This window comes from Micropepsis pineolensis, assembly GCF_055392125.1.
The window spans coordinates 3,238,151-3,256,664 of sequence record NZ_AP042408.1 but is presented as its reverse complement, the minus strand read 5'-3'; the positions used below and the strand labels follow the sequence as shown (position 1 = coordinate 3,256,664).

Genomic DNA, 18,514 nt, shown 5'->3' with positions numbered 1-18,514 from the left:
GGTATGGTCCAGTGAAAATGAGGAGGCGTTAATGGCAGGTACCGTTTGGGTGGCGCAGATCTGTGAACGCATTGGCGCTAAAATCTTGTGGCGGGGCAGACTGAGGCCGGTGGCGGCGGTGTGGCTGTTGTTGTTTCTGGCCCCGCTGGTGGCCGAGTATCTGTGTGGCAGTCTGTCAATGGCTCAGGTGGTGCTTCTGCCCCTGATGATGCTGCTGTATGGCACGGGTGCTGTGCTGATCCGTGAGCTTGCCCGGCACAGCGGGCGTGGGTATGCGACGATCCTTTTGCTCGCCGTTGGTTATGGTCTGATCGAGGAAGGAATTCTGGATCAGACCCTGTTTAATCCGGGGTATCTCGGGCTGCATCTTCTGGATTTCGGCTACATTCCGGCGCTGGATCTGGCTTTGCCGTTCACGGTGTATGTTCTGGGTATCCACGCGATCTGGAGCATTATGGTTCCCATCGCGCTGGTCGAGGCGCTTTGCCCGCATCCGCAAGGTACGTGGCTGAGCCGTAAAGGCGTGATCGTGATGGCTAGCCTTTATGCGCTGGGGGCGGTGACGGTTTTTCTTGTCTGCTCGAAATGGCTGCATTTTATGGCGCGTCCGTCCGAGATGGGGGTGTGTGCGGCGGGGGCGGTTTTGTGTGGTGTGGTGGCGTTTTTCCTGCCGCGTCTTACGCCACCCCGCCATCGTTTTGCCATCAGCCCGTGGCTGGTGGGCGGGTGCAGTTTCGTTCTGAGTTCGGCCTTTGTGCTGGTGTATGGACAGGGGCGCGACGTATTGAAACTTAGCTGGCCTGTCGTGTCTGGTGCGCAGGTGGGGCTTTTACTTGTTATGCTGTTCGCGGGATTTTGCGCGGCGCGCAGCCGGCATTGGTCGGGGCTGCATCGTGCGACAACTGTGGGTGGCGCTTTGCTGACCTATTGCTGGCTTGGCTTTTTCACCGGGCCGGTACTTCACCCAGGCAGTCTGGTTTTTCCGCACGCCCTGCTGGTGGCGGTAATGCTGGCCCTGCTGGTGTGGGTGATCCGGAAACAGCGGGCGCCTTACCAATAGCCCTTCATCAATTCGCTGGCCCAGCCGGGCTGGTGCACGGGCGTGCGGGGTAGAAACTCGCGCATCACGGGTTTGATGTCGAGCACGGGGGTGCCGTCGATGGCATCCAGGCCGCGCACATGCAGCGTCAGCCCCTCAACCCGGATCAGTTCGCAAATGCTGGCACCAAGGTGGTTGGGGCGGTCTTTCGCCCGTTGCGCGAAGATGCCGACCAATGGCCAGTCGGTTCTCCCGCGCGGGTGGCGGGCATCGGTAATACGTGTGTCCGGCGCGACTCGGTGGAAGGTAAAAAGTACTTCGATGTGGGAGAAATCGCTTAACCCCGCCAGGGCGTCGGGGCTAAATTGCCCCGTGTCCAATGCGATGCTGGCCGATACTGCCCCCCAATCGTCGTCCAGTGGCATTTGGCGTGGGCTATTCACCCGGCCAATTGGACGCAACAGTTGCGATTCGGGCACTATTTTCCCCTCATAGCGAGTTTTAGGAAAATTACCCAAAAACGTTAAAAACTGTTTAATCAGCCTGCACGGGAGTTGTGGGTTCTCTTTTTGTTCGTGTGTGCGCCGCAAGCTCTTGTGTGCTGCCCGCTAAGGCTTGTGGTCGCGTGTTACAGATACGTTTACGCTGTTTTGTACGGATTCGCGATGAAGCAAACAAGTCTTTAATTTGCTTAGCTTTTTCAGAATCTCGCAAATTGACTTTTTGGCCTATCCCATGTAAACCCATGCCATCCCATATCCGGGCGTGGGTTGACGCAATCGTGCGCCGCCAGCCCATTTTGGGGGGCTGGTTTTGGAGCGGCGGTTATTCCCATGGGGGGTAAGCAGTTCACATCGACGATACCGGGTACGCTCGACGGCAAAGGTCGGGTCTGCATACCCTCGGTTTTTCGTCAGGCGTTAGAGCTGCAGGGTACGCACGGAATCTATGTCTGCAAGCCGGTGATCGAGCCAGTCATCGAATGTTTCGGGCAGGAATTCTATGACGAGACCCAGGCCAGATATGCCGCCGTCAATCCGCTGTTTGATGCGGATATGAACGATGATCTCGAATATTTTAATGCGCATACGTCGTCGCTGATTTTCGACGCCAATGGCCGCGTCCGTCTGCCAGACGAGCTGATCGCCAATGCCGGTCTGCAGGACAAGGTGATGTTTGTTGGTGGTGGCAAGACGTTCAAAATCTGCACACCTGAGCAGTTCGCCGCCTTTGATGCCGAGCGTACCGCCCGCATCCGCGCCCGCATGCTGGCGCAGCAGGCCGCAGCGCAGGCCAAATATGCGGCCATGGCCGCAGCCGCTGCGAGCCCGCCGAAGCCGGAGGGTGCGCTATGAGTGGTCATGTCCCTGTGATGCTGGCCGAGGTGCTGGAGGCGTTAGCCCCCCATGATGGCGGTCTCTATGTTGATGGCACCTTTGGTGGTGGTGGTTATACCCGGGCAATTCTGGAAAGCTGCAATTGCACGGTGCTGGGCATTGATCGCGATCCGGCGGCGATTGCCCGCGGTGCGGCGCTGGCCGAACAGTACCCTGGTCGGTTGATCTTGGTGCATGGCACATTTTCCAATCTGGATGTCCATGTCGCTGAAGCCGGTTTCGACAAGGCCTCTGGGGTGGTGCTGGATCTTGGTGTTTCGTCGTTCCAGTTCGATGAGCCGGAACGGGGCTTTTCCTTCCGTGCCGACGGTCCGCTCGATATGCGCATGAGCGCGGCGGGGGATACTGCCGCCGACGTCGTCAACACCCTCGACGAAAAGATGCTGGCGACGATTATTGCCCGCTACGGTGAAGAACATCGTGCCCGTGCCATTGCGCGCGCCATTGTCAAAGCGCGTCCGATCACCCGCACACTGGAGCTGGCTGAACTGGTTGCCAATGTGCTGGGGCCAAAGGCTAAGGCGCAGGCGATCCATCCGGCGACGCGTACCTTTCAGGCCTTGCGCATCTATGTGAATGGCGAGCTTGACGAATTGTCCGGTGCGCTGAAGGCGGCCGAAACGGCGCTCGGCCCCTGTGGCCGACTGGCGGTGGTGTCGTTCCATTCGCTGGAAGACCGCATCGTTAAGCAATTCCTCCGTGGGCAGAGTGATACGGCGCCGCGTGGCTCGCGCCATGTCCCCGAGCAGCACGCGGTACCCGCCCGCTTTACGCTGTTGCATCGTAATGCCGTTCTGCCCGGTACTGTTGAAACCGCAGCCAATCCGCGCGCCCGTTCCGCAAAAATGCGGGCTGCGGAAAAGCTCGTTGCGTGAAGAAAGGTCGTGTCATGCTGTCTCGTCCTTTCCTGATCAATATTTCCTTCGCGGCTCTGGCCGGTGCGATGGTGTGGGCCAACTATAGCGTGGTCGAACAGACTCGTGTGGCCACCGCGCATCTCAAAGCGACTGAAAAGCAGATCGCCGCCGAGAATGTTCGCTTCGAAGATGCCCAGACCCAGTACATGGCGTTGTCGAGCCCGGATCGTATTCAGGCGTTGGCGCAAAACTTCCTCGGGATGAACGATACGGCCACGGTGCAGTTATCCTCGCTACAGATGCTGCCGCGTCGTGATGTGGGTGGGGCCGAAATCCACGATGGTGAAATCGTCACTCAGCCGGGCACGCCGGGGGTGGTGACAATCGCGGCTCATCAGGAGAACTGATGGCCGCCATGGACGCCAAGCCAACTCTATTGCAACGGCGGATCTGCATCGGTGCCTTCATCTGCATCGCGGCCTATATGGTGATCGGTCTGCGCCTGGCCGAAGTGACGCTGTTTGCGGCGCCGACCGAGCCAGCCCGTAGCAATAGCGGCATGCTGGCGCGCGCCGATCTGGTCGACCGTAATGGCGAATTGCTGGCCCGTGATGTGCGGGTTTATGATCTTTATGCCAATCCAGCCAATTTCACGGTCAAGCATCGTGTGACGGAACATTCCACCGCAGCGCAGCAGACTGCCGCCACTGCCGAGCGCAACGAGAATGCCACGCGCGTGGTCAAGGATTTGTCGGCCGTCACCGGTATGGAAGAGGGTAAGCTGGCCCACATGCTGGCCAAGCGGACGAATTACGTGCTGATCGCCCGGCAGATGCCCGCCGATGTGCGCAGCCAGATCGAGCGTAAAAAATTACCCGGGATTGAATTCATTGCGGCGGGCAAGCGCAATTATCCCGATGGTCGGATGAGTGCGCAGGTCCTTGGCGTGACCAACAGCGATGGTAAAGGCTTGTCCGGACTGGAGCGTGGGCTGGAGCCGCGTCTGGTCAACGCCATGCCGGGAACACGGATTGAAACCTCGCTCGATATGCGGGTGCAGTTTGTGCTGGCCCACGAAGCCGAAGCCACCAAGCAAGAGTTTTCTGCCAAGTCCGCCGGGGCACTGGTGATGAATGTCGATACCGGTGAAGTGCTTGGTATGGTGTCGCTGCCGGATTTTGATCCCAATGACCGGCGCGATATGGATGGCAATGCCGCGCGCAACATTATGGTGCAGGACACCTATGAACTGGGTTCGGTGTTCAAAGTGCTTTCCTTCGCTCTTGGCATAGAAGATCATACCTTCCAGCTCGACGAAGTGTTTCCAATCGACCGTAATTTCAGCGTCAGCGGTCATGTTATTCATGAAGCCGAAAGAATGCCGCCCACCCTGGCGGCACGCGATGTGCTGGCGTTATCGTCGAACATTGGTGCGTCACAGATTGCCCTACGATCCGGCGGGGTCAGACAAAAAGCCTTCCTTGAAAAATTCGGGCTGCTCACTCCACTACGAACCGAGTTGCCCGAATCCGCCAGACCGCAATACCCACGCAATTGGGGACCGACCGAAACCGCCACAATCGGTTTCGGTCATGGCATATCTGTAAGCCCGCTGGCGTATGCGGCAGCCGCGGCGGCGGTGGTCAATGGCGGGCGGAAGGTGACGCCAACGTTCCTTAAGCATCCGCAGGATGCCCGCGGCGAACAGATCCTCTCGCCGGAAACCAGCGTTACTATGCGTGGGCTGCTGCGCTATGTCGTTACCAACGGTTCCGGGCGCAAGGCCAATGTCGAAGGTTATGACGTCGGTGGTAAAACCGGCTCGGCAGAAAAGCTTGATGCCAGCGGGCATTATCGCGCCGGTCTGCTGCGAACTTCGTTTGTTGGTGTCTTTCCGGTTTCTAATCCGCGCTATGTCGTTTTTGTTCTGGTCGACGAGCCCCATGGCACCAAGGCCGCCCCACGTGCGCTGGCCGGTAATACGGCTGCCCCGCTCGCCGGGCGGATTATCGCCCGTATCGCGCCGTTTCTGGGTGTGCCGATGAAGCTTCCCACTGCGACCGCTGCCAGTAGTAGGAGTAGTGATGCGTATTGATGTGGACATGTCGGCGTTGGTCGCCCAGCACAGCTTCACCGGCATCGCCAGTGACAGCCGTGACGTGCATCCCGGTTATCTGTTCGCCGCCATCCCCGGTGCCAAAGCCAATGGGGCGGTGTTTATTGCCGATGCCGCATCGCGCGGGGCTATCGCCGTGCTGGGTGCGCCGGAAATCGGTGATATCGCCCGCGAATATGGCATGGTCTTTTATCCGGCTGAAAATCCGCGGTTGGCCCTGGCCCATCTGGCGGCGGCCTTTTATGGCGCCGGGCCAGCCACTGTTGCGGCGGTCACCGGCACCAATGGCAAAACCTCGGTAACGGTGTTCCTGCGTCACATCTGGACCGTGCTGGGTAAATCTGCCGCCAGTCTGGGCACCATCGGGGCTTTGTCGTCGGCGGGGGAAATCAAACTGTCGAACACCACGCCGGGCCCGGTCGAGCTACATCAGCTCTTGGCGCGACTGGCGGGCGAAGGTGTCAGCCATCTGGCGATGGAAGCGTCCAGCCATGGTCTGGATCAGGCGCGCCTTGATGGCGTGAAGATACTGGCGGCGGGCTTTACCAACCTGACGCGCGACCATCTGGATTATCATTCCAGCTTTGAAGCCTATCGCGATGCCAAGTGCCGTCTGTTCAGCGAGCTGGTTGTTGATGGTGGCGTGGCGGTGATCAACGCCGATGCCGATTATGCCGACAGTTTTATCGCGGCAGCGCAGGCGCGCAAACTTCAGCTGCTGACGGTTGGCGAAACGCAAAGCACGCTGCAACTTATCGGGCGCACGCCGTATGGCGACGGTCAGGTGCTTGCGCTGCGTTTTGATGGTCAGAATTATAAAGTGAATCTGCCACTGGCGGGTGGCTTTCAGGCTTCCAATGCACTGGTGGCCGCAGGCCTTGCCATCGGGCTGGGTGACGAACCCGCAGCGGTGTTTGCCGCGTTGGAAAGCGTCAAGGGTGCGCCCGGTCGGCTTGAAAAAATGGCGGTGTCGCGGGCCGGTGCGCCAATCTATGTCGATTATGCCCATACCCCGGATGCGTTGGAAGTGGTGCTGAAAGCGCTGCGCCCACATACGCATGCAAAGCTGGTGGTGGTGTTCGGCTGCGGTGGTGATCGTGACAAGGGCAAGCGCCCGCTGATGGGCAAAGCCGCGATCACCTTTGCGGACAAAGTCATCGTTACCGACGATAATCCGCGTAGTGAAAACGCTGCCGCTATCCGTCAGGACGCTTTGGCCGGATGCCCCGGTGCCACCGAAATCGGCGATCGCGCCGAAGCCATTCGCAGCGCTGTGGCCGCGCTGGACGAGGGCGATGTTCTGGTCATCGCTGGTAAGGGCCATGAAGCCGGACAGATCATCAAAGGGGTGGTCCACCCATTCTCTGACCGCGAGGAAGCCTTGGCTGCCGCGCTTGCAACCGGGGGGCATGCATGAGTCCATTATGGACCACGGCGGAATTAGAAGCCGCGACATTGGGTAAAGCCAGCAGCAATTTTTGCGTTGGTGGGGTGTCGCTGCATTCGCGGCAACTTGCTGCCGGCGATCTCTATGTCGCCATCAAGGGCGACCGGCTCGACGGTCACGACTTCGTTGCCGATGCACTGGTGCATGGTGCCGGTGCGGCGCTGGTCTCGCGCCGCTTAGCCGGGCTGCCGGCTGATGCGCCGCTTCTGGTGGTGGAAAATACCCAGCGTGCACTGGAAGATCTTGGCGTGGCGGCGCGGGCCCGCTTTGGCGGCAAAGTGCTGGCTATTACCGGCAGCGTCGGCAAAACCACCACCAAAGAACTGATGCGGTTGGCTTTCGGCGCCATCGGGTCGGTTCATGCCTCGGGTGGTTCGTTGAACAATCACTGGGGTGTGCCACTGACGCTGGCGCAGATGCCGCCCAAAAGCGATTACGGTCTGATCGAAGTGGGCATGAACCATTACGGTGAAATCCGTAATCTCAATTCTTTTGTGCGCCCGCACCTGGCGCTGATCACCACGATTGCCCCAGCGCATATCGAATTTTTCGGTAGCTGTAAGGCAATTGCCGATGCCAAGTCGGAAATCTTTGAAAGTTTGGTCCCTGGCGGTCCGGCCTTGTTGCCCGCCGACAGTGAACTGTTCGGCCGTTTGGCGGCGCGGGCCCGTCAGGCGGGCGTGACCAACATCTTAAGCTTTGGTACCAGCGGTGAAGGGCGGCTGGTCTCCTACAGCGAAGATGCCGGTGGCGCGGTGGTTGAGGCCGATATTCTCGGCCGCAGAATTTCCTTCCGTCTGGGCGCGCCGGGGAAGCACAATGCCATGGGGGCGGTTTCGGCCCTGTTGGCGGTGGCGGCGCTGGATGGCGATGTTGCAGCGGCGGCGGCGGCGCTGGCCGGGTTTGCAGCGCTTAAAGGGCGCGGGGCACGGCTTGATCTGGGCGGTGTTTCGGTGATTGACGAAAGTTACAACGCCAATCCGGCGTCGATGGCGGCGGCGTTGTCGCTGCTGGCGGCGGCAGTGGGGCGCAAGATTGCCGTGCTGGGCGACATGCTGGAAATGGGCGAGATGGCCCCGGCCCTGCATGCCGGTCTGATTGACGCGGTGGTGGCGTCCAAGGCGGATGCGGTTTTCCTGTGCGGGCCCAATATGCATGCCCTGTGGGAAAAGCTCCCGGTTTCTATGCGTGGGGCTTTTGCGGCAGATTCTGCCGCGTTGGCTCCGCTGGTCGCTCAGGCGGTGACGCCCGGCGATACAGTTCTGGTCAAAGGTTCGAATGGCAGCCGCATGGCGGTCGTGATCGACGCGCTTAAAGGTGTGTGAGAGGTAAAAGATGTTCCATTTCCTGTTCTATTTACCGCATGCGGACCAATACGCGTTCCTGCGCTTGTTCAAATATCTGACCTTCCGTTCCGGCGGTGCCGTGCTGACGGCCTTGTTCTTCGCCTTCTGGCTCGGCCCACGCCTGATCCCGTGGTTAAAAAAGAAACAGGGCATGGGCCAGCCGATCCGCGAGGATGGCCCCAAGCGCCACATCATCGAGAAAAAAGGCACGCCGACCATGGGCGGGTTGCTGATCCTGATCCCCGGTTTGGTCGCCACCTTGCTGTGGGCTGACCTTTCCAACGCCTATGTTTGGATCGTGATCGGGGTGACGGTGGCCTATGGCCTGCTGGGCTTTGCCGACGATTATCAGAAGGTGACCAAGCATTCGACTGCGGGCCTCAGCGGCGAAGCGCGGCTGGTGATCGAGTTTGCTATTGCCGCGATTGCCACCTATCTGATCGTTCAGGTCGAAGACCCGATGTATCGCAACACGCTGGCGATTCCGTTCTTTAAGCAGATCCTGTTGCCTTTCGGCTTCTTTTATCTGGCCATTGGCGCGGTGGTGATTGCCGGTTCGGCCAATGCGGTGAATTTCACCGACGGGCTGGATGGTTTGGCGATCATGCCGGTGATCATTGCGTCGGCTACCTTTGTGCTGATCGCGTATCTGGTCGGTAATGAAAAATTCTCAACCTATCTGCAACTGGAGTATATCCGCAATTCCGGTGAGCTGGCGGTGTTCCTGGCCGCGTTAATCGGTGCCGGGCTTGGTTTCCTGTGGTACAATGCACCACCGGCTTCGGTGTTCATGGGCGATACCGGTTCGCTGCCGCTGGGCGGCGCACTGGGTGCGGTTGCCGTGGCGGTCAAGCACGAGATCGTGCTGGCCATTGTCGGCGGTCTGTTCGTGCTTGAAACCGTTTCGGTCATTGTGCAGGTTGTGTCGTTCAAGCTTACCGGTAAGCGTGTTTTCAAGATGGCGCCAATCCACCATCATTTTGAACAGCTCGGCTGGAAAGAACCGACCGTCGTCATTCGCTTCTGGATCATTGCGGTGATCCTGGCCCTGGTCGGGCTTTCCACCCTGAAACTGCGCTGAGGCAAGGATGATCCCGCTCCGTTCCGCACAAGGCAAATATTGCGCCGTCTTCGGACTGGCCCGTTCCGGGCTGTCCGCGGCCAAAGCCTTGCGTCTGGGCGGTGCCACCGTAGTGGTGTGGGATGATCGTCAGGATGCCCGCGCAGCAGCCAATGAACTGGGCTTCGAGATCCGTCCGTGGCAGGAATGGCCGTGGGAGGATTTAAATAGTCTGGTCCTTAGTCCCGGCGTGCCGCTGACCCACCCTGCACCGCATGAGGTCGTGCTCAAGGCGCACGAGGCTGGCGTTGAGGTGATTGGCGATGTCGAATTGTTCGCCCGTGAAATTCGCCCCAATGCCGAAGAAGCCGGTCGCGCCCCGGTCATTGCAGTCACCGGCACCAATGGTAAATCGACCACCACGGCGCTGATTGGCCATATTCTGAATGCTTGCGGGTATCAGGCCATCATCGGCGGCAATATCGGCACCCCGGTGCTGGATCTGGCCGGTCCGGCGGGCAAATGCGTTTATGTGCTGGAGCTGTCATCCTTCCAGATTGATCTGGCCCCCAGCCTCAAATCCGATGTTGCCGTGCTGTGCAATATCACCCCCGATCATATCGACCGTCATGGTACGCTGGAAAACTATGCCGCCATCAAGGCGCGTCTTTTAAAACAGGCCGCAACCGACTGCCTGCGCGTTATCGGGGTCGACGACAGCTATTCCGCCGCTATTTTCACCGCCGTGGTTGCGGCGGGGGGGCGGGCAATTCCGGTTTCCTCGGGCAAGATCTTAAGCCGTGGCATCTTTGTGCTGTCGGGCGAGATGTACGAGGCTCAGTCGAGCCACACCGCCAAGATCATGGATCTTTTGAATGCCGCCCATTTGCCCGGCAGCCATAACTGGCAGAACGCGTCACTGGCCTTTGCTGCCACCCGGGGCTTTGTCAAAAGCAGCCGCATGGCCGCCGCCGCTATTGCCGACTTTCCCGGCCTTAAACACCGCATTGAAGATGTCGGCCGGCTGGGCCCCATTCGCCTGGTCAACGATTCCAAGGCGACTAATGCAGATGCGGCCGCCAAAGCGCTGGCCTGTTTCGAAGATGTGTTCTGGATCGCCGGTGGTCGGCCCAAATCCGATGGTATCGCGGCGCTGGCACCCTTGTTCCCGCGTATCCGTAAAGCTTTCCTGATCGGTGAGGCGGCGGAAAGTTTTGCTGCCACGCTGGGCGATGATGTCGATCATGTCATCAGTGGTACGCTCGAGGCGGCGCTGGCTGCGGCCTGTGAAGCGGCTGCGGTTTCCGGCTCTGCCCATCCGGTGGTGCTGTTGTCACCGGCCTGTGCCTCGTTCGATCAATTCCGCGATTATGAAGACCGGGGCGAGGCGTTTCGGACACTGGCCGCCCGTTTCATCGCTGCATCCTATAAGGTGGCGTCATGATCAGTCGGGCAAGTCGTGGACCTTTGTCGGAATGGTGGTGGACCGTCGACCGCATCAGCTTCTTCCTGATTTTGGGGCTGATGGCGATTGGCTTGATGCTGGCAGTAGCGGCCAGCCCCACAGTTTATGGCGGTCCGATGTCGGCAGGCACCTTTGTATTTGCTTTCAAACAGATTGCCTTTGCTGGTTTGGCGATTGCCATTCTGATCGGCATTTCCTCGCTGCAGCCATCGCAGATTGGCTCGCTTGCCATTGTGGTGTTTGGCATTGGTTTGCTTGGCTCGTTGGCGGTGCTGTTTCTGGGAACCGAGGTCCATGGTGCACGCCGCTGGCTCGATTTCGGGCCGCTGGCATTGCAGCCGTCTGAATTCATCAAGCCAGGTTTTGCCGTGCTGACGGCGGGGTTGCTGACCTCGCCGCTGACGCAGAATTACTCACGCCCCGCCGTCAGTCTGGCGGTATTGTTGCCTGCGGTGCTGGTGTTGGTGCTGCAACCGGATGTCGGTCAGACCTTCCTGTTGGTGGCCTTGTGGGCGGCACTTTTGTTTTTCGCCGGTCTGTCCACCAAATGGATCTGGGTGATCGGGGCGGTGACCGCCGCTCTGGTCGGCATTGCCTATCTGGTGTTCGACCATGTTCATCACCGGATCGAGCAGTTTCTGGATCCGTCCGAGGCGGGCTATCAGGCCGGGCTGTCGCTGCGCGCCTTTGCCCACGGTGGTTTTCTGGGTACCGGGCCGGGGGCGGGTACAGTCAAATATCGTCTGCCCGAAGCCCATTCTGATTACATCTTCGCCGTGGCGGGCGAGGAATTTGGTTTTATCCTCTGCGCCATTATCGCGGCGCTGTTCTGCGTGCTGGCTGTAAGGCTGATGCTGCGTTCGGCCACCGCGCGCGAGCCGTTCGTACAACTGGCCGGGGCCGGGCTTGCCATGGTGATGGCGCTGCAGGCCTTTATCAATATGGGGGTGGCGGTCAGTTTGTTGCCGTCCAAGGGGATGACATTGCCGTTCATTTCCTATGGTGGCTCGTCGCTGTTTGCGATTTCGATCACCATGGGTTTTGCTCTCGGGCTGACCCGTAACCGCCCGCAGCTCATGCTGCAGGAAAAGTCCGCCAACTGGGAAGGGGCCAAGGCATGAGTGTGTATGTCCTCACCGCTGGCGGTACCGGGGGCCATCTTTTCCCGGCTGAGGCACTGGCGGGCGTGCTGCAAGCCCGCGGCCACGATGTGGTGCTGATGACCGATGCACGCGGCAAGAAATTTTCCGGTGCGCTCGCCGGGGCGCGCATTGTCACCGTGCCGTCGGCGGCATTATCAGGCCGATCGCTGGTCAAGCTGGCGTTGGCGCCGTTCAAGATTGCGGCTGGGTTCTTATCTAGCGCCAGGCATTTCCGGCGGCTGAACCCCGCAGCGGTGATCGGCTTTGGTGGTTATCCATCGGTGCCGGTGATGCTGGCGGCGGTGGCGGCGGGCTACCCCACGGCGATTGTATCACCCGATGCTCTGCTGGGGCGCGCCAACCGGTTGTTGATGAACCGGGTCGATATCATCGCGGCGAATTTTCCGCTGGTGCGGTTTCTGCCCAAGCATATGGGCCGCGTGGTGTATACCGGCAATCCGTTGCGTCCGGCGGTACTGGCGATCAGCCCCGCGCTTTATGATCCGCCCACGACCGATGGTCCAATCCGTCTGACCGTTTTCGGTGGTAGTCAGGGTGCGCGGGTGTTTAGTGATGTGGTACCAGAAGCGCTGGCGCTGTTGCCCGAAGCTTTCCGCGCCCGGCTTGATCTGGTCCAGCAATGCCGCGCCGAAGATATCGACGCCGTGCAGGCGGCGTATGAAAAGCAGGGCATCACGGCGGTGCTGAAACCGTTCTTTGATGACATGCCTGCTCAGATGGCGCGCGCGCATCTGGTCATTGGCCGTTCCGGTGCCGGTACGGTGAGCGAGCTGGCCACGATTGGCCGCCCCGCTATTTTGGTGCCGCTGCCCTATGCCCTCGACGACAATCAGACCCCCAATGCCGAAGCGCTGGTGACGGTGGGCGGTGGTTGGCGCGTGGCCCAGAAAGATTTTACGGCGCAAAAGCTTGCCGATCATTTGCAGCAGATTTTTGCCGATCCCGCCGACTTGAGCCACCGCGCCGCAAACGCCCGCGCCCTGGCCAAGCCGCACGCCACCGAGGCTCTGGCCGATCTGGTGGTAAGTTTGGAGAAGAAACGTGACTAAGCCCGCACAGACCCGTGTTCCGCTCGATATCGGCGCGATCCATTTCATTGGTATCGGCGGTATTGGTATGAGCGGTATTGCCGAAATCATGCACAATCTTGGCTATGAAGTGCAGGGTTCTGACGCGGTCGAAAATGCCAACGTCAAGCGTCTGAAAGAGATGGGCATTGCAATTGCCATTGGTCAGAGTGCGGATAATCTTAAAGACGCCCAGGTTGCGGTCTATTCCTCGGCGATCAAGCCGGGCAATGTCGAGTTTGATGCCGCCCGTGCCGCCGGTCTGCCGCTGGTACGCCGCGCCGAAATGCTGGCCGAGATCATGCGGCTTAAATCCTGCGTCGCGGTGGCGGGTACCAACGGTAAAACCACCACGACGACGATGGTCGCCGCGCTTCTGGATGCCGGCAAGCTTGATCCCACCGTGGTCAATGGCGGTATCATCAATGCCTATGGCACCAATGCCCACTTAGGTGATGGCGAATGGGTCGTGGTCGAAGCGGATGAAAGCGACGGCACGTTCCTGCGTCTGCCGTCGACCGTGGCGGTGGTGACCAATGTCGATCCCGACCATATCGACTTCTATGGCTCGTACGACAATCTGCGCGCGGCCTTCCGCCGCTTTGTCGAAAATGTGCCGTTCTATGGTTTTGCCGTGATGTGTCTGGATCATCCCACCGTGCAGGCAATGGTTGGCCATATCGTTGATCGCCGGGTACGGACCTATGGCTTCTCGCCACAGGCCGACGTGCGGGCGATCAACTTACGTTTTGGCGAAGGCGCGTCGCATTTCGATGCAGTCTTTACGGATCGTCGTCAGGGGCTGCAGGATACGCTGGAAGGATTGATCCTGCCGATGCCCGGCGAGCATAATGTGCAGAACGCGCTAGCCGCCATCACTGTGGCGCGTGAACTGGGCGTTTCTGATGCCGTCATCCGTTCGGCGCTGGCGCATTTTGCCGGGGTCAAGCGCCGCTTTACCAAGGTCGGCAGCTGGCACGGTGCGGCGATCATCGACGATTACGGCCATAACCCCTTCAAGATTGCGGCGGCGCTGAAAGCGGCCCGTCAGGCCTATACTGGTCCGATTGTCGCCGTGGTGCAGCCCCACCGCTTCAGCCGCCTGCGCGATACTTTCGAGCAGTTTGCTACCTGCCTCAACGATGCCGATGCCGCGATCATTGCCCCGGTTTATCCGGCAGGCGAAGCGCCGATCCCCGGTTTCGACCATCACAGCTATGCCGAAGCCTTACGTGCCCACGGTCACCGCAAGGTTCTGACCATTGAAGGCGAGGCTGATATGGCTGACGCGGTTGCCCCCTTTGTGCAGGATGGCGGCGCGATTGTCTGTCTGGGGGCTGGTTCGATCTCGGGCTGGACCGGGCGGCTGCAGGATGCGCTCGAAAAACGCAATCCGGGGGGCAAGGCATGAGCTTTACGCCCCTGCCACAATTACCTGTAGTGCGCGGCAGCTATACCGAAAACGCGCCGCTATCTCACCTTGTCTGGTTCCGCGTCGGCGGGCCAGCGCAAATGTTGTTCCGTCCGGCCGATACGGACGATCTGGCAGATTTTCTGAAGAATAAGCCTGCCGATCTGCCGGTACTCGTGCTGGGCGTTGGCTCCAACATGCTGATCCGTGATGGTGGCATCCCCGGTGTGGTGATCCGCCTGCCATCGGCTTTCGGTCAGGTGCGGGTGGAGAGCACAAAGATTATCGTGGGTGCCATGGCTTTGGATGCCAACGTGGCCCGTGTGGCCGCTGATGCAGGCGTTGCCGGTTTTGAATTTCTGCGCGGCATTCCCGGCACCATCGGCGGTGCGCTCACCATGAATGCCGGTTGCCATGGCCGCGAGCTGAAGGATGTTTTCGTTTCCGCCACAGCGATTGATGCTGAGGGCAATATCCATTGCTACAACGCGGGCGATATGAATTTTGTTTATCGCAAGTCGAACCTTGCCGCCGGTACCATTTTTACGGAGGCTGTGCTAGAAGGAACGCTGGACGCGCCCGCTGCTATCCACGCCCGTATGGACGAACTGATGGCCAAACGCGAAGCGGCCCAGCCGGTCAAATCGCGCACCGGTGGATCGACGTTTAAAAATCCGCCAGCGCAAAGTGCCTGGAAACTGATTGACGAAGCCGGCTGTCGCGGACTGACCCGCGGTGGTGCGATGGTTTCGGATATGCACTGTAACTTTCTGATCAACACCGGTTCTGCCACAGCTGCCGATATCGAGGGCTTGGGCGAAGAGGTCCGCGCCAGGGTTCTGGCCACCAGCGGTATCGAACTGGAATGGGAAATCAAACGCGTAGGGCAGCCATGACGGTCAAAAAAGTAGTTGTATTAAAGGGCGGTTTTTCTTCGGAACGCGAGATCAGTCTGATCTCCGGGGCAGGCTGCGCCGAAGCCCTGCGTGGCGAAGGCTTTGATGTGGTCGAGCTTGATCCGAAAGAACCGGATTTTGTCGCCCGTCTGCTGGCCGAAAAACCTGACGCGGCGTTCAACGCGCTACATGGTCGTCTGGGCGAGGATGGCTGTGTGCAGGGACTTTTGGAAATGCTGCACATTCCCTACACCCATTCCGGTGTGCTGGCTTCGGCACTGGCGATGAATAAAGCCCGCGCCAAGGATATTTTTGCCGCAGCCGGTCTGCCGGTGGTCAAATCGGTCACCTGCACCCGCGCCGAAGCTGCCGATCATCACCTGCTGGAACCGCCTTATGTGGTCAAGCCGGTGGACGAAGGCTCGTCGGTTGGTGTTTTCATCGTGCGTAAGGGCGATAATCGTCCGCCCAAGGAACTGTCCGATGCGTCCTGGGCGCTGACCGACAAGCTGATGGTCGAGGAGTTTGTCCCCGGCCGCGAGCTGACCGTGGCGGTGATGGATTGTGGCGAAGCCCCTTATGCCCTGGCGGTGACCGAAATCACCACGGGACTCGAATTTTATGATTATGAGGCGAAATATTCCGCTGGCGGATCAAAACACACGCTGCCCGCACCTGTCCCGGCCGACGTCGCGGACGAAGCCAAACGGCTGGCGATTGCCACCCATGTGGCGCTCGGGTGCCGCGGCGTGTCGCGCACCGATTTTCGCTATGACGATACCGGCGATACGCCCCGCCTGATCATTCTGGAAGTCAACAATCAGCCGGGTATGACGGCCCGCTCGCTGGTGCCCGAACAGGCGAAGTTCTGCGGCATGAGCTATGGGCAGCTGTGCCGTAAACTGGTGGAGGATGCTTCTTGCGGCAGGTGAGGGTAGCACGACAGATCGAGCCAAGACGGGAACCTGCGCGCGCCCCGGCGCGCCGGGCTGGCCGTGCGGCTCCATCCTCAGCAGGGCGGCACAGCGATGCGGCTGGCTTGTGGGGACGTCTGTTTGCACCGGTGGCGGACATGTTTTCGCTGCGTCACCCCATGTTCCTCATGGGGGTTATCCTGTCTGTTGTGGCTCTGGTAATTATCATTCTGATCAGCGGCGTGATCGGGCGGACCATTCGTGCGGTCGATGAAGCCGTGGCGGCCACCCTGATACGCTCGGGGTTTGGCATCAGTAGCATCGATATTGCCGGTACCGGCCATACCACGAATGCCGATGTGCGCGCTGCACTGGGCTTTGCCGTTGGCGTGCCGGTGTTTTATGCCGATCTTTATGGTGCGCGCGAGCGGCTGCTCGGGTTGCCATGGGTCGCCGATGCAACGGTGCGCCGGGTCTATCCGGGCAAAATCGATGTCGCCGTGGTCGAGAAGGTGCCCTATGCCCGTTGGCAGACCTATGGCGGTACCTATGTCGTCGACCGGCTGGGCCGCACCATCACCAATCGCGATACCGAAAAATTCTCGCGCCTGCCTTTGCTGTGGGGTGCGGCGGCCCCGCAGGTTGCGGCCGGGTTTATTGAAGCTGTGCGCCGCCATCCCGCCATCGCCTCCAAGGTGCTGGCCTATCATTACCAGTCGGAACGGCGCTGGAATTTGGTGCTGAACGGTTTTGTCACGGTCAAGCTGCCCGAATATGGCTGGCAGAAAGAGCTGGACGAGCTGGAGCGGCTGATCGTGTCGAACGACATCCTGAGCCGGAGTTTGAATGAAATCGATTTGCGTAGCCCGACATTCTACTATTTCGGCAATGTCCCGGTGCAGCGTCAGACCGAAGTGCCGCCGGGTACTGCGGTGGCCAATCCACCCGATACTGCGGTTCCTCCAAAGACGAACGAGGAGGGGCGGGCAATCTGATGAGTGAGACCGGAAATAACGCAATGTCGGCGGGGATGACCGCAGCGCGCGCCCCGTATCGCAGCGGGCTGGTGACGGCGCTCGATATCGGCTCGTCTAAGGTTGCCTGTCTGATTGCGCGGGCTGAACAGGATAGCCTGAAGATTATCGGTAATGCCGTGCGCGAAAGCCGTGGTGTGCGTCAGGGCGTGGTGGTCGATCTGGCCGAGGTCGAGACCGCGGTTGGCGATTGCGTCACGGCGGCCGAGACCATGGCCGATGTCCGCGTGCAGGATGTGCTGGTCTCGGTTAATTGTGGCGGGCCGGTTGATGTTTCGGCCAATGCGGCGATGAATGTTGACGGCGCACAGGTCGCCGACGCCCATTTGCGGGCCTTGCTGAACGCCGGGCGCAGCCGCTGTGTCGCCGAAGGGTACGAAATCATTCAGAGCGAGCCGACCGGCTATATCGTCGATGATGCACGCGGCGTGCGCGATCCGTCCGGGCTGGCGTGCCAGCGGCTGGGCGTGACGATGCAGGCCGTGGCGGTCAAAGCCCCGCCGCTGACCAACCTGAAGCTGGCAGTCGTCGGCTGCCACATGGGAATCTCGGCGGCGCTGTTCGGCGCCTATGCCAGCGCGTTGTCGGTGCTGTCGGACGATGAAAAGAAACTTGGCGCCACCGTCATTGATATGGGCGGGGGGGTGACCTCGGTCGCGGTGTTCATGGAAGGCTATCTGGCCCATGTCGATGTGGTGCCGATGGGTGGTTTGCAGGTCAGTGCCGATCTGGCCCGCATGCTGTCGACCCCGATGTCCTCGGCCGAGCGCATCAAAGTGCTCTATGGTGCGGCGCTGGGCGAGCATGAGGCTGGCCCCGGCGATCTGATTGCCGTGCCGCAGATGGGCGAGGAGGGCGAGGAGAATGCCCAGCGTGTTCCCCGCTCGATGCTGACCCGTATCATTCAGGCGCGACTGGAAGAGATATTCTCTGTACTGCATGCTCGCCTGCGCGAAGCCGGTTTCGATGTTGCTGCCGGGCGGCGCGCGGTGCTGACTGGCGGGGCGGCGCAAATGGCCGGTGTGCGCGAACTTGCGTCACAGGTCCTCAACAAACAGGTCCGTATTGGCAAGCCACAGAGTCACATTGGTTTGCCGATTAATGCGGCAGGTCCGGAGTACGCCTGTGCGGCCGGATTGATTCTCGCCGGTGCTTCACGCGATTTCGAACTGATAAATCCGCGAATGCCGGTGTTACCTCAAGAAAACGTACAGAAAAGCATGCTCTCGCGGTTGACCAAAGGCCTCTTTGGATGATTCAAATTAGTGGTAGTGATTCGCTTGGGTATGCTGTGTCTGGACT

At 60.0% G+C, this 18,514-nt stretch carries 17 protein-coding genes; 16 read left to right on the top strand and 1 reads right to left on the bottom strand.

From position 1 onward, the window contains the following. Positions 1-31: 31 nt before the first annotated feature. Positions 32-1,060, top strand: coding sequence for a hypothetical protein (locus ACZ5RI_RS14435; protein WP_464513901.1), 1,029 nt, complete (start codon positions 32-34; stop codon positions 1,058-1,060). Here the strand turns inward: ACZ5RI_RS14435 and ACZ5RI_RS14430 are convergent. Then, positions 1,051-1,464: an SAM-dependent methyltransferase gene (locus ACZ5RI_RS14430; RefSeq protein WP_464515612.1), complete on the bottom strand. Its 414-nt coding sequence runs from the start codon at positions 1,462-1,464 to the stop codon at positions 1,051-1,053. The two genes, ACZ5RI_RS14435 and ACZ5RI_RS14430, sit on opposite strands and share 10 nt — an antisense overlap. A 408-nt stretch (positions 1,465-1,872) precedes the next feature. Between ACZ5RI_RS14430 and ACZ5RI_RS14425 the strand changes: the two genes are divergently transcribed. The 15 genes from ACZ5RI_RS14425 to ftsA all read left to right on the top strand — a co-directional run bounded on the left by ACZ5RI_RS14425 (position 1,873) and on the right by ftsA (position 18,468). Beyond that, positions 1,873-2,394, top strand: a complete 522-nt coding sequence (locus ACZ5RI_RS14425) for a division/cell wall cluster transcriptional repressor MraZ (RefSeq protein WP_464513900.1) — start codon at positions 1,873-1,875, stop codon at positions 2,392-2,394. Beyond that, a complete protein-coding gene (rsmH, locus tag ACZ5RI_RS14420; protein ID WP_464513899.1) occupies positions 2,391-3,311 on the top strand; it encodes a 16S rRNA (cytosine(1402)-N(4))-methyltransferase RsmH in 921 nt (306 codons plus the stop codon). The genes ACZ5RI_RS14425 and rsmH overlap by 4 nt, the downstream gene beginning before the upstream one ends. A 14-nt stretch (positions 3,312-3,325) precedes the next feature. Further along, the gene (locus tag ACZ5RI_RS14415; RefSeq protein WP_464513898.1) at positions 3,326-3,700 is read left to right on the top strand and encodes a hypothetical protein; all 375 of its coding nucleotides are present in this window, start codon (positions 3,326-3,328) and stop codon (positions 3,698-3,700) included. After that, a complete protein-coding gene (locus tag ACZ5RI_RS14410; protein WP_464513897.1) occupies positions 3,700-5,388 on the top strand; it encodes a peptidoglycan D,D-transpeptidase FtsI family protein in 1,689 nt (562 codons plus the stop codon). The genes ACZ5RI_RS14415 and ACZ5RI_RS14410 overlap by 1 nt, the downstream gene beginning before the upstream one ends. Beyond that, positions 5,378-6,826 (top strand): UDP-N-acetylmuramoyl-L-alanyl-D-glutamate--2,6-diaminopimelate ligase, encoded by a 1,449-nt coding sequence (locus ACZ5RI_RS14405; RefSeq protein WP_464513896.1) that lies wholly within the window; start codon positions 5,378-5,380, stop codon positions 6,824-6,826. The genes ACZ5RI_RS14410 and ACZ5RI_RS14405 overlap by 11 nt, the downstream gene beginning before the upstream one ends. Next, entirely contained in the window at positions 6,823-8,181 is a 1,359-nt protein-coding gene (locus ACZ5RI_RS14400; RefSeq protein WP_464513895.1) for a UDP-N-acetylmuramoyl-tripeptide--D-alanyl-D-alanine ligase, read from the top strand. Before ACZ5RI_RS14405 ends, ACZ5RI_RS14400 begins: the two co-directional genes overlap by 4 nt. A 10-nt stretch (positions 8,182-8,191) precedes the next feature. Beyond that, entirely contained in the window at positions 8,192-9,283 is a 1,092-nt protein-coding gene (gene mraY / locus ACZ5RI_RS14395; RefSeq protein ID WP_464513894.1) for a phospho-N-acetylmuramoyl-pentapeptide-transferase, read from the top strand. A gap of 7 nt (positions 9,284-9,290) precedes the next feature. After that, on the top strand, positions 9,291-10,706 hold the full coding sequence (gene murD / locus ACZ5RI_RS14390) for a UDP-N-acetylmuramoyl-L-alanine--D-glutamate ligase (protein ID WP_464513893.1): 1,416 nt from the start codon (positions 9,291-9,293) through the stop codon (positions 10,704-10,706). Beyond that, entirely contained in the window at positions 10,703-11,848 is a 1,146-nt protein-coding gene (locus ACZ5RI_RS14385; protein WP_464513892.1) for an FtsW/RodA/SpoVE family cell cycle protein, read from the top strand. Before murD ends, ACZ5RI_RS14385 begins: the two co-directional genes overlap by 4 nt. Continuing rightward, complete coding sequence (gene murG, locus ACZ5RI_RS14380; RefSeq protein WP_464513891.1) at positions 11,845-12,939, top strand: undecaprenyldiphospho-muramoylpentapeptide beta-N-acetylglucosaminyltransferase; 1,095 nt, start codon at positions 11,845-11,847, stop codon at positions 12,937-12,939. Before ACZ5RI_RS14385 ends, murG begins: the two co-directional genes overlap by 4 nt. A 67-nt stretch (positions 12,940-13,006) precedes the next feature. Next, a complete protein-coding gene (gene murC / locus ACZ5RI_RS14375; protein WP_464515611.1) occupies positions 13,007-14,368 on the top strand; it encodes a UDP-N-acetylmuramate--L-alanine ligase in 1,362 nt (453 codons plus the stop codon). Further along, entirely contained in the window at positions 14,365-15,264 is a 900-nt protein-coding gene (gene murB / locus ACZ5RI_RS14370; protein WP_464513890.1) for a UDP-N-acetylmuramate dehydrogenase, read from the top strand. Before murC ends, murB begins: the two co-directional genes overlap by 4 nt. Continuing rightward, a complete protein-coding gene (locus ACZ5RI_RS14365; RefSeq protein ID WP_464513889.1) occupies positions 15,261-16,196 on the top strand; it encodes a D-alanine--D-alanine ligase in 936 nt (311 codons plus the stop codon). The genes murB and ACZ5RI_RS14365 overlap by 4 nt, the downstream gene beginning before the upstream one ends. 140 nt (positions 16,197-16,336) lie before the next feature. Next, positions 16,337-17,173: a cell division protein FtsQ/DivIB gene (locus ACZ5RI_RS14360; protein ID WP_464513888.1), complete on the top strand. Its 837-nt coding sequence runs from the start codon at positions 16,337-16,339 to the stop codon at positions 17,171-17,173. Further along, positions 17,173-18,468, top strand: coding sequence for a cell division protein FtsA (gene ftsA, locus ACZ5RI_RS14355; RefSeq protein WP_464513887.1), 1,296 nt, complete (start codon positions 17,173-17,175; stop codon positions 18,466-18,468). Before ACZ5RI_RS14360 ends, ftsA begins: the two co-directional genes overlap by 1 nt. The last annotated feature ends 46 nt before the right edge of the window (positions 18,469-18,514 follow it).

Bases quoted from the DNA above. Each gene is read 5' to 3' on its own strand.
- ACZ5RI_RS14430 (WP_464515612.1), bottom strand. From the start codon at position 1,464: ATGCCACTGGACGACGATTGGGGGGCAGTATCGGCCAGCATCGCATTG.
- ftsA (WP_464513887.1), top strand. From the start codon at position 17,173: ATGAGTGAGACCGGAAATAACGCAATGTCGGCGGGGATGACCGCAGCG.
- ACZ5RI_RS14425 (WP_464513900.1), top strand. From the start codon at position 1,873: ATGGGGGGTAAGCAGTTCACATCGACGATACCGGGTACGCTCGACGGC.
- ACZ5RI_RS14415 (WP_464513898.1), top strand. From the start codon at position 3,326: ATGCTGTCTCGTCCTTTCCTGATCAATATTTCCTTCGCGGCTCTGGCC.
- ACZ5RI_RS14400 (WP_464513895.1), top strand. From the start codon at position 6,823: ATGAGTCCATTATGGACCACGGCGGAATTAGAAGCCGCGACATTGGGT.
- murB (WP_464513890.1), top strand. From the start codon at position 14,365: ATGAGCTTTACGCCCCTGCCACAATTACCTGTAGTGCGCGGCAGCTAT.
- murD (WP_464513893.1), top strand. From the start codon at position 9,291: ATGATCCCGCTCCGTTCCGCACAAGGCAAATATTGCGCCGTCTTCGGA.
- ACZ5RI_RS14435 (WP_464513901.1), top strand. From the start codon at position 32: ATGGCAGGTACCGTTTGGGTGGCGCAGATCTGTGAACGCATTGGCGCT.
- ACZ5RI_RS14410 (WP_464513897.1), top strand. From the start codon at position 3,700: ATGGCCGCCATGGACGCCAAGCCAACTCTATTGCAACGGCGGATCTGC.
- mraY (WP_464513894.1), top strand. From the start codon at position 8,192: ATGTTCCATTTCCTGTTCTATTTACCGCATGCGGACCAATACGCGTTC.
- ACZ5RI_RS14365 (WP_464513889.1), top strand. From the start codon at position 15,261: ATGACGGTCAAAAAAGTAGTTGTATTAAAGGGCGGTTTTTCTTCGGAA.
- ACZ5RI_RS14405 (WP_464513896.1), top strand. From the start codon at position 5,378: ATGCGTATTGATGTGGACATGTCGGCGTTGGTCGCCCAGCACAGCTTC.
- ACZ5RI_RS14385 (WP_464513892.1), top strand. From the start codon at position 10,703: ATGATCAGTCGGGCAAGTCGTGGACCTTTGTCGGAATGGTGGTGGACC.
- rsmH (WP_464513899.1), top strand. From the start codon at position 2,391: ATGAGTGGTCATGTCCCTGTGATGCTGGCCGAGGTGCTGGAGGCGTTA.
- murG (WP_464513891.1), top strand. From the start codon at position 11,845: ATGAGTGTGTATGTCCTCACCGCTGGCGGTACCGGGGGCCATCTTTTC.
- ACZ5RI_RS14360 (WP_464513888.1), top strand. From the start codon at position 16,337: ATGTTTTCGCTGCGTCACCCCATGTTCCTCATGGGGGTTATCCTGTCT.
- murC (WP_464515611.1), top strand. From the start codon at position 13,007: ATGAGCGGTATTGCCGAAATCATGCACAATCTTGGCTATGAAGTGCAG.